Origin of the sequence: Nocardioides sp., assembly GCF_035697785.1 — a bacterium.
Lineage (GTDB): Bacteria > Actinomycetota > Actinomycetes > Propionibacteriales > Nocardioidaceae > Nocardioides_B.
This window is the reverse complement of sequence record NZ_DASSCL010000156.1, coordinates 1-9,835: the sequence shown is the minus strand read 5'-3', so window position 1 is coordinate 9,835 and position 9,835 is coordinate 1. Positions and strand designations below refer to the sequence as shown.

11 protein-coding genes are annotated in these 9,835 nt (G+C 72.4%); 3 read left to right on the top strand and 8 right to left on the bottom strand.

The genetic code is table 11. The features are described from left to right. Positions 1–900, bottom strand: a 900-nt coding sequence (locus tag VFH10_RS16510) for a glycosyltransferase (RefSeq protein WP_325130501.1), incomplete at its 3' end; no start/stop codon positions are given. 236 nt (positions 901–1,136) lie between these two features. On the opposite strand from VFH10_RS16510, the gene VFH10_RS16505 reads away from it, so the two are divergent. Beyond that, a complete protein-coding gene (locus VFH10_RS16505; RefSeq protein ID WP_325130500.1) occupies positions 1,137–1,280 on the top strand; it encodes a hypothetical protein in 144 nt (47 codons plus the stop codon). A 33-nt stretch (positions 1,281–1,313) separates the two neighbouring features. Continuing rightward, positions 1,314–2,771, top strand: a complete 1,458-nt coding sequence (locus VFH10_RS16500) for an LLM class flavin-dependent oxidoreductase (protein ID WP_325130498.1) — start codon at positions 1,314–1,316, stop codon at positions 2,769–2,771. Here the strand turns inward: VFH10_RS16500 and meaB are convergent. Together meaB and VFH10_RS16490 are read right to left on the bottom strand one after the other, a co-directional pair. Next, positions 2,759–3,736 carry a methylmalonyl Co-A mutase-associated GTPase MeaB gene (meaB, locus tag VFH10_RS16495; RefSeq protein ID WP_325130496.1) on the bottom strand — a complete coding sequence of 326 codons (978 nt, stop codon included), beginning with the start codon at positions 3,734–3,736 and terminating at the stop codon, positions 2,759–2,761. The two genes, VFH10_RS16500 and meaB, sit on opposite strands and share 13 nt — an antisense overlap. Next, complete coding sequence (locus tag VFH10_RS16490; protein WP_325130494.1) at positions 3,733–4,920, bottom strand: acetyl-CoA C-acetyltransferase; 1,188 nt, start codon at positions 4,918–4,920, stop codon at positions 3,733–3,735. Before VFH10_RS16490 ends, meaB begins: the two co-directional genes overlap by 4 nt. A 167-nt stretch (positions 4,921–5,087) precedes the next feature. Between VFH10_RS16490 and mce the strand changes: the two genes are divergently transcribed. Continuing rightward, entirely contained in the window at positions 5,088–5,525 is a 438-nt protein-coding gene (gene mce, locus VFH10_RS16485; RefSeq protein WP_325130492.1) for a methylmalonyl-CoA epimerase, read from the top strand. On the opposite strand, the gene VFH10_RS16480 is transcribed toward mce, so the two are convergent. The 5 genes from VFH10_RS16480 to VFH10_RS16460 are packed head-to-tail and all read right to left on the bottom strand — an operon-like array spanning position 5,513 to position 9,765. Beyond that, positions 5,513–6,274 (bottom strand): putative hydro-lyase, encoded by a 762-nt coding sequence (locus VFH10_RS16480; protein WP_325130491.1) that lies wholly within the window; start codon positions 6,272–6,274, stop codon positions 5,513–5,515. The genes mce and VFH10_RS16480 overlap by 13 nt on opposite strands. Next, the gene (locus VFH10_RS16475; protein ID WP_325130490.1) at positions 6,271–7,137 is read right to left on the bottom strand and encodes a biotin-dependent carboxyltransferase family protein; all 867 of its coding nucleotides are present in this window, start codon (positions 7,135–7,137) and stop codon (positions 6,271–6,273) included. The genes VFH10_RS16480 and VFH10_RS16475 overlap by 4 nt, the downstream gene beginning before the upstream one ends. Next, entirely contained in the window at positions 7,134–7,772 is a 639-nt protein-coding gene (locus VFH10_RS16470) for an allophanate hydrolase subunit 1 (RefSeq protein ID WP_325130487.1), read from the bottom strand. Before VFH10_RS16470 ends, VFH10_RS16475 begins: the two co-directional genes overlap by 4 nt. Next, positions 7,769–8,539, bottom strand: a complete 771-nt coding sequence (locus VFH10_RS16465) for a 5-oxoprolinase subunit PxpA (protein ID WP_325130485.1) — start codon at positions 8,537–8,539, stop codon at positions 7,769–7,771. The genes VFH10_RS16470 and VFH10_RS16465 overlap by 4 nt, the downstream gene beginning before the upstream one ends. Beyond that, positions 8,536–9,765, bottom strand: coding sequence for an NRAMP family divalent metal transporter (locus VFH10_RS16460; RefSeq protein ID WP_325130483.1), 1,230 nt, complete (start codon positions 9,763–9,765; stop codon positions 8,536–8,538). Before VFH10_RS16460 ends, VFH10_RS16465 begins: the two co-directional genes overlap by 4 nt. Positions 9,766–9,835: the final 70 nt, after the last annotated feature.

Sequence of the window (9,835 nt, the reverse complement as noted above, 5' to 3'; positions counted from 1 at the left end):
CGCGGCGAGGGCACCGAGCACGGTCCCGGAACCGGCATGCGACACGACCGCGGCGCAGTGCTCGAGCACCAGGTTCTGAGGCAGGAATGACGCGAGATGAACGTTGTCGGGAACGGGGCCGAGGCTCGCCGGATCGAGGGTGGGGCCAGTCGTCGCCACCACATGGCAGGGCAGACCCCCGACCGCCTCCAGCACCATCGCCAGTGCCTCAGCCGAACCGAACACAGTGCCGAACGTGACGTAGACGATCGGTTTTCCGGTCATCGCGATGACCTCAGCCGGCAGGAAGGCCATGAGGTCCGAACGTCGCGGCTCGGGACGCACACCTAGGACGTCGTTCCATGGTGACGGCTCATCGCTACGCAGCGCCGCCGGCCACGGATCGACGTAAAGGGACGCCAGCACGGAGTCGAATCGGTCCGGCGTCCCGAGTTCTTCCACGGCGGCTGAGCACACGTCCTTGATCAGCTCGAGCGTGTGTGGCTGGTGCGGTCCATAGCCGTGCGCCACGCTCAAGGCTCCCGTGGCGGCGCTGACCTCCCAGCCGGCATAGTCAGCCGCTTCGTGTACAACGACATCGGGCGACCACTGGAGAGCGAGCGGCGTCAAGTCGCGGGCCCGCTCATAGCCGGGCCACCCGAAAATCGCGATCACGTCGCGTCGCAGCAGCTCGAGGTGGGTGGCGCCAGGCATCTCCGGAAGCGCCGCCCGTCGGCCGAACACCTCCGCCGTACTCGGACCAACCTCCCACAGCTTCAGGCCTCGGCGACCCACCTCGTCCTCGAGGTCAGGCCCGGTGGCAACGATGACGTCGTGCCCCGCCTGCAATGCTGCGCCGATGAACGGCAGCATCGGCATGAAGTGCCCGAAGAGCGGCGTGCTCGTGAACAGCAGGCGCATGGCGAACCCCCGAACGGAGACTCCCGCCATTGTGGCCGATCCTCGCGCCACCCGCTCGCGGCCTGCCTCGGCATCGCCCTCCATCGACCTGAGCAAACGCACCGACTTCCCGGCTTCGTTCGACGAACGCGCCGCCCTGGTCGCACGCTCCTGACCGCGCCGTCGGCGCGCCGGGGCGACACGGGTCCGGGGTACGGTGACGGCAAGGAGCCAGCGCGGCTCCACGAGGAGCCACGATGGCCGACAAGTCCCCGCGACAGCACCTGTCCAAGAAGGCAGGGAAGTCCCTGAAGGAGAAGCGTGCTGAAAAGCACGCCAAGGCCGAGGCGAAGACCGCTCAGGGCAAGATCGAGATCGTCCCGCCGGGTCGTCGCCGCTGACCCCGCCCCGCACCGGGTGCCAGACTCGGGCCCATGAGCCCGGCCCGCCTGCCCGACCCGGCGCTCGTCGTCCTGGTCGGGGCGAGCGGGTCCGGCAAGTCGACGTGGGCGCGGGAGCGCTACCGAGCCGCCGAGATCGTGTCGTCGGACGACCTGCGGGGCGTGGTCGGTAGCGGACGGCACGACCTGGACGCGTCGACAGAGGCGTTCGCGCTGCTGGACCAGATCGTCGCGGGTCGGGTACGCCGCCGTCTCACCACCGTCGTCGACACGCTGGGCCTCGAGAAGGAACGCCGCCTCGGGTACCTCGACCTGGCGCGCAGGCACGACCTACCCGCCGTCGTGGTGGCGTTCGATGTCCCCCCGGCCCTGGCCCGACTCCGCAACAACGAGCGCGACCGTCCGGTGCCCGCACCGGTGCTGGTCAACCAGCAGCGGTCCGCCCGGGCCGTCATCGACGCGCTCGGCGCCGAGGGCTGGGACGAGGTCGTCGTGGTCCGCGAGGAGCAGGGGCCGCCGCCGGAGCCGGCCCCGCGGACCTCCCCCGACCAGGTCGGGCCCGAGGGCTTCGGCGTCGTACTCCAGGTCTCCCGGTTCCCCTGGGGCGAGGACCCGACCGGTTGGCTGCGCGACATCGCCGTCGCCGCGGACGAAGCCGGGTTCACCGGCCTCGCCCTGATGGACCACCTCATCCAGATCCCGCAGGTCGGCACGGCGTGGGAGCCGATCCCCGAGCCGTGGGTCACGCTCGGCCTGCTCGCCGGCTTGGACACCCGGCTACGACTCGGCACCCTCTGTACGCCGGTCACGTTCCGCCCGCCGGGCATCGTCGCCAAGGCCGCGGCGACGCTGGACGTGCTCTCCGGCGGCCGCGCCTTCGTCGGGGTGGGCGCGGGTTGGTTCGAGCGCGAGCACCTCGGCTTCGGGCTCGGGTTCCCGCCGGCCGCCAAGCGCCTCGATGCGCTGGAGGACGGCATCGAGACGATGCGCGCGCTGTGGGCCGCCGGGACGAAGGCGTACGACGGCGAACGGGTCACCTTGCCGGAGACGACGGCGTACCCGCGGCCGGTGCACGACATCCCCGTGATCGTCGGGGGCGGCGGCGAACGCCGGACGCTGCGGATCGCCGCCCGTCTCGGCGACGCCTGCAACGTGCGCGCCGACCCCGAGACCCTCGACCGCAAGATCGAGGTGCTGCACCGGCACTGCGAGCAGGTGGGCCGCGATCCCGCCGAGGTGGAGGTCACGGTGCTCGACCTGCCGGTGGTCGGGACCGACCGCGAGGACACCTGGGCGCGGGTCGAGCGGCTGCGCGGCCGGACGTCCGCGGCGACGTACGCGCGCCGCCACCACGCCGGCACCGCGGTCGAGCACCGCGAGCGGTACGCCAAGCTGGCCGACCGGGGCGTGGGCACGGTGTTCGCCGCCCTGCCGGACCTGGCCGGGCCGGACGACGTGATCCGGCTCGGGGCGGTCGTTCAGTCGGTGTAGGCCTCGAGCAGCACGTCGGCCGCGACGTAGGGGTCGCTGTCGCCGGCCGCCACCTTCTCGGCGAGGTCGTCGAGCTCGGTGCGGGCGTGCACGTCACCCCACCGCTTGCGCAACGCGGTCACGGCGATCGCCTCGATCTCGTCGCGCGCGCGGCGCACGCGGCGACGGCCGAGCTCGCCGGAGCCCTCCATCCAGGCCCGGTGCGCGTCGATCTTCTCCACGACCTCGTCGACGCCCTGCCCGGTCTGGGCGACGGTCTGCACGATCGGGGGCCGCCACGACTCCTCGTCACGCTCGGCCAACGCCAGCATGTTGCGCAGGTCGCGGCGGACCTGGTCGGCACCGTCGCGGTCGGCCTTGTTGACGACGTACACGTCACCGATCTCGAGGATGCCGGCCTTGGCCGCCTGGATGCCGTCGCCCATCCCCGGCGCGAGCAGCACCAGGGTGGTGTCCGCGAGCCCGGCGATCTCGACCTCGCTCTGGCCGACGCCGACGGTCTCGATGAGTACGACGTCGCAGCCGGCCGCGTCGAGCACCCGCAACGCCTGCGGGGTCGACCACGACAGCCCGCCCAGGTGACCGCGGGACGCCATCGACCGGATGTAGACGTCCCGGTCGAGCGCGTGGTCCTGCATCCGCACCCGGTCACCGAGCAGCGCGCCACCGGAGAACGGTGAGGACGGGTCGACGGCGAGCACGCCGACGCGCTTGCCGGTCTTGCGCAGCGCGGTGACGAGCGCGTTGGTGGAGGTCGACTTGCCGACGCCAGGCGACCCGGTGATGCCGACGATCTGGGCGTGCCCGGTGTGCGGGGCCAGCCCGGCCATCACCTCCCGCAGCAGCGGCGAGGCGTCCTCGACGAGCGAGATCAGCCGCGCGACCGCCCGTGCCTCGCCCTTGCGGGCACGCTCGACGAGGTCCGGGACGGAGACGTTGCCGCTGCGGCGGGAGCCGGTGGTCACGCCGGGACGCGCACGATCAGGGCGTCGCCCTGACCGCCACCGCCGCAGAGGGCGGCCGCGCCCACCCCACCGCCACGGCGCTTGAGCTCCAGCGCCAGGTGGAGCGCGATCCGGGCACCGGACATGCCGACCGGGTGGCCCACCGCGATGGCGCCGCCGTTGACGTTCACCTTGTCGTCGTCGAGCCCGAGCTCGCGCGCCGAGGCGATGCCGACAGCGGCGAACGCCTCGTTGATCTCCACGAGGTCGAGCTCGGAGGGCTTGATGCCCTCCTTCTCGCACGCCTTGGCGATCGCGGCGGCGGGCTGCATCTGCAGGGTCGAGTCGGGGCCGGCGACCTGGCCCGACGCACCGATCTCCGCCAGCCACTCCAGGCCCAGCTCCTCCGCCTTGGCCTTGCTCATCACCACGACCGCGCAGGCGCCGTCGGAGATCTGCGAGGCCGACCCGGCGGTGATGGTGCCGTCCTTGGAGAACGCCGGCCGCAGCTTCGACAGGCTCTCGGCGGTGGTGTCGCCGCGGATGCCCTCGTCCTGGGAGACCACGATCGGGTCGCCCTTGCGCTGCGGGATCTCGACGGGCACGACCTCGTCGTCGAAGACGCCGTTCTTCCACGCCTCCGCGGCGCGCTGGTGTGAGCGGGCGGCGAACGCGTCCTGCTCCTCGCGGGTGAGGCCGAGGCCCTCGCTGTTGCAGGACTCGGTGAGCGCGCCCATCGCCTGCTCGGTGAACATGTCCCACAACGCGTCGTAGGCCATCGAGTCGACGAGCTTGACGTCGCCGTACTTGAAGCCCTCTCGCGACTTGGGCAGCAGGTGCGGCGCCTGCGTCATCGACTCCATGCCGCCGGCGACGATGATCTCGTGCTCGCCGGCGCGGATCAGCTGGTCCGCGAGGGCGATCGCGTTGATGCCAGAGAGGCAGACCTTGTTGATGGTGATCGAGGGGACGGTCATCGGGATGCCGCCCTTGGCCGCGGCCTGCCGCGCGGTGATCTGGCCCGCGCCGGCCTGGATGACCTGGCCGAGGATGACGTACTCCACCTGCTCGCCGGAGACGCCGGCCTTCTCGAGCGCCGCCTTGATCGCCACCCCACCGAGGTCGGCGGCGCTCTTGTCCTTGAGCCCTCCGAGGAGCCGGCCGATGGGGGTGCGAGCACCGGCGACGATGACGGATCCGGACATGACGGCCTCCTGCGCGGGGTTGCGGTTCGGGGCCCGGACGTGACGGGCCACTCGCTGTCGACGATACCCACGACCGTCACGACGGTGGGAGGGGGTGACGCCCGATCACCGTGTCGGACAGGTCACAGTCCCTCGCGGTCGCGACGGCGCCGTACGACGATGTCCGGATGAGCGCGCAGATCCCCACCCATCTCTTCGAGTGCATCGACCACGTCGGCATTGCGGTGCCCGACCTCGACGAGGCGATCGCGTTCTACCGCGAGGCGTTCGGCATGGAGGTCCGGCACGAGGAGACCAACGAGGAGCAGGGCGTCCGGGAGGCGATGCTGGCGGTCGGCGAGTCAGGGTCCAGCCTGCAGCTGCTGGCACCCCTGACCGCGGAGTCGACGATCGCGAAGTTCCTCGACCGCAGCGGACCCGGCCTGCAGCAGCTCGCCTACCGGGTCGCCGACCTCGACCAGGTCTCGGCGATCCTGCGCGAGCGGGGCCTGCGGCTGCTGTACGACGAGCCGCGCCGGGGCACCGCGGACAGCCGGATCAACTTCGTGCACCCCAAGGACGCCGGCGGGGTGCTCATCGAGCTGGTCGAGCCCTACAAGAGGTAGTCGCTGTCGCGCGCGTCGGTCACCAGCATGTGCCCGGGCGCGTGCGCGATCGCCAGCGACGGCCGGGACTCCACCACCGCGGCCTGCGGCGTGACCCCGCACCCCCAGAACACCGGCACCTCCCCCGCCCTGACCTCGACGGCGTCGCCGTAGTCGGGCTTGTCGAGGTCGTCGATGCCCAGCGCGGACGGGTCGCCTATGTGCACCGGCGCGCCGTGCACGGCCGGGTAGCGAGCGGTCACGGTCACCGCGTCGGCGACCTGCTCCGCCGGAACCGGACGCATCGACACGACCAGCGGCCCCGAGATGGCGCCGGCCGGTCGGCAGCGCCGGGAGGTGCGGTACATCGGCACGTTGACGCCCTCCTCCACGTGTCGCACGGGCACCCCCGCCTCGACCAGCGCTGCCTCGAACGTGAACGAGCAGCCGATCAGGAACGACACCAGGTCCTCGCGCCACCACGAGGTGACGTCGGTGGTCTCCTCGACCTGTTCGCCGTCGACGTACACCCGGTAGGCCGGGAGGTCGGTGCGGATGTCACCGTCGAGCAGCGGACCGGACACCGCACCGGCGTCGAGCACGTCGAGGACGGGGCAGGGCTTGGGGTTGCGCTGCGCGAACAGCAGGAAGTCGTAGGCCAGGTCGCGCGGCAGCGCGAGCAGGTTGGCCTGCGCCCAGCCGGGGCACCATCCCGCCGTCGGGGTCACCAGCCCGTCGCGGAACCGGGCGCGGGCCTCGGCCGGGGTCACGGCGCCTCGACCCATCGGAACGTCAGCGCCTGGCCCGGGCGCACCTGGGCCGCCCGGTCCACGTCCTCGTCGACGACGACCGCGACCACTGGATAGCCCCCGGTGACCGGGTGGTCGGCGAGGAACACCACCGGCTCCCCGCTCGGCGGCACCTGCACCGCACCGCGGTAGGCACCCTCGCTGGGCAGCTGTCGCCTCGCGTCGACGGGTTCCAGCTCGGCACCGAGCAGCCGCATGCCTACCCGGTTGGTCTTGTCGGAGGCGGTCCACTCGGTCGTGACCAGCAGGTCGGGATCCTTGACCCAGCCGTCCCGCGGCCCGCGCACCGCCCGCAGCACGACCGGACCGTCGAAGGACGGCGGCGGGAGCGAGTCGACGACCGGGTACGCCGTGCCGGCGGCACCGACCGGGAGCTCGTCGCCCTCCCGCAGCGGAGCCGGGCCGAGACCCGCCATCACGTCGTGGCTGCGGGAGCCGAGCACCTCCGGGACGTCGAGACCGCCGCGCACCGCGACGTAGCTGCGCAGCCCGGCCGTCGCCGGCCCGAGCCGCACGACGGACCCCTCGGGGACCGGGAAGACGCAGTAGGCACCGACGTCGCGACCGTCGACGGTCACCGGACAGGGAGCGCCGGTCACGCACAGCAGCGCTGGGCCGCCGACGGCCTCCAGCTCGAGACCGCCGAGGGTGACCTCCACCGCGGCGGCCCCTTCGGGGTTCGCGACGGCGCGGTTGGCCTGCCGGAGCGACGCACGGTCCGCGGCACCGGAGCGCCCGACACCGATCCCGGACGTACCGTGCCGGCCCAGGTCCTCGATCACGCTGAGCGGACCGGGGGCGCGGACCCGGAGCCGCACCGTCACGACCCCACCTCCGTGAACCGGATCCGGGCACCGGGCCGGAGCAGCGCGGGCGGGTCGCGGTCCAGGTCCCACATCGGGGCCTCGGTAGTGCCGATCAGCTGCCAGCCTCCGGGGGACTCTCGTGGGTAGACGCCGGTGTACTCACCGGCCAGCCCCACCGCGCCCGCCGGCACGGCCGTCCGCGCGCTGGTCCTCCTTGCGACGTGCAGGCGCGGGTCCCCGCCGACGAGGTAGCCGAACCCCGGCGCGAAACCTCCGAACGCCACCCGCCAGGTGCTGCCCGTGTGCGCGTCGACCACGTCGCGCTCGCTGAGCCCGGTGAGCTCGGCGACGTCTGCGAGGTCCGGCCCGTCGTAGCGGACCGGGATCTCCACCACGTCGCCCTCGTCGGAGGACGCGTCCGCGGACGGGTCGGGACGGATCCCCAGGAGGGCGGAGCGCAGCGCGCCGACGGGTGAGCCCGGCTCCGCGACCACGAGCACCGTCTCGGCGGCGGGGATGACGTCGGCGACGCCCGGCACCTCGGCGGCGCGGAGCGCGTCGACGTAGGCGACGACATTCGGGGTGTCCCCCACCTCGACCAGGAGCGCGCGGTCGCCGTACGGCAGCACGTCGAGGCGGACCTGCTCGGTCATGCGAACGGGGCGATCTCGACGCCGGCGGCCTCGAGCTCCCGCCGCACCTGCTCGGCCATCGCGACCGCGCCGGGTGAATCGCCGTGCACGCAGACCGAGTCCGCGTCGATCCGCACGGTGGACCCGTCCACGGCGGTCACGGTGCCGTCGGTGACCATCTGCACGACCCGCCGGGCGACCTCGACCGGGTCGCTGAGCACCGACCCCGGCTCCCGCCTGGAGAGGAGGGTCGCCTCGGGCGTGTAGGCCCGGTCGGCGAACGCCTCGCGCACGGTACGAAGGCCGGCGGCCTCGGCAGCGGCGAGCACGGCCGATCCGGGCAGCCCCATCAGCGGCAGCTCCTTGTCGTAGGCGCGCACCGCCTCGACGACGGCACGCGCCTGCTCCTCGTGGTGGACGATCGCGTTGTAGAGGGCGCCGTGCGGCTTCACGTACCGCACCCGTGTCCCCTCCGCGCGGGCCAGCGCGTCCAGCGCGCCGACCTGGTAGACGACGTCGTCGGTCAGCTCGTCCGGCTCCACGTCGATGAACCGCCGGCCGAAGCCGGCGAGGTCCTGGTAGCCGACCTGCGCGCCCACGACGACTCCCCCACGCGCCGCCAGGGCACAGGTGCGGCGCAGCGTGCTCGCGTCTCCGGCATGGAACCCGCACGCGACGTTGACGCTCGTGACCACGCGCAGCATGGCCTCGTCGTCGCCGAGCTGCCAGCGCCCGAAGGACTCGCCGACGTCGCTGTTCAGGTCGACCCTGGCCGGGCGGGTGCTCACAGGTCCCCCAGCGCGAGCAGTGCGTTGTAGCCGAGGTAGAGCGTCAGCAGCCATGCGAGGACACCGATGACGAGCAGCCAGACCGGGTATTGGTAGCCGCCGAGCAGGTCACGCCTGCGCCAGGCGACCCAGAGCAGGACGCCGAAGCCGATCGGCAGGATCAGCCCGTTGAACGTGCCGGCGAAGACCAGCAGGGTCACCGGCGTCTCCTGAATCGCCACGAAGATCGCCGCGGTCACCGCGATGAAGCCGACGGTGATCAGGTTGCGCCGGCGCTCGGACGTGCGCGAGGAGGTCATGAACGAGACAGAGGTGTACGCCGCGCCGATCACCGAGGTGATCGCGGCCGCCCACAGGATCAGGCCGAAGACCCGCAGGCCGATGTCACCGGCCGCGGCCTGGAACGCGGAGCCGGCGGGGTCGTCGGTGGCGAGCGTGACGCCGCCCGCGACGACGCCGAGGATGGCCAGGAACAGCAGCACCCGCATCACGCCGGTCACCAGGATCCCCACGACCGAGCTGCGGGTGATGTCCCGGACGTTCTCGGGGCCGGTGGTTCCGGAGTCGAGCAGCCGGTGTGCGCCGGCGTAGGTGATGTAGCCACCGACGGTGCCGCCGATGATCGTGGTGACGGCGACGAAGTCGAAGGTCTCGGGCAGCACCACGTTGACCAGCGCGTCCCCGACCGGGGGCGCCGAGGTGACCGCGATGACCAGGGTGGCCACGATCATCACCAGACCGAGCAGGATCACCACCCGGTCGAGGGCGACGCCCGCCTTCTTGCTCAGGAAGATGCCGATGGCCAGGGCCGCGGAGAGCGCGCCGCCGATGCGCGGGTCCAGCCCGAACATCGCGTTGGTGCCGAGTCCCGTGCCCGCGACGTTGCCGATATTGAACACCAGCCCGCCGAGGACGACGAGGCCGGCGAGCAGGTAGCCGATCCCCGGCAGCACCGCGTTGCCGAGCTCGTGGGCGCGCTGTCCGGAGACGCCGATGACGCGCCAGACGTTCATCTGCACGGCGATGTCCACGAGGATCGAGACGACGATCGCAAAGGCGAACGCGACGCCGAGCTTGACGGTGAAGCCCGTCGTCTGGGTGATGAAGCCGGGGCCGATCGCCGAGGTGGCCATCAGGAACATCGCTCCGAGGAGGGCCGTGCGCCCCTGGGCGGAGGGCGGGGCCTGTCGCGGCGCGGCCTCGACCGCGGTCGTCTTGTCTTCCATCGCTGCTCCGAACTGTCGGGCGCCAAGAGTGCTGACGGCGGGACGGCCACGCCGGTGTGGCCGATTTCAG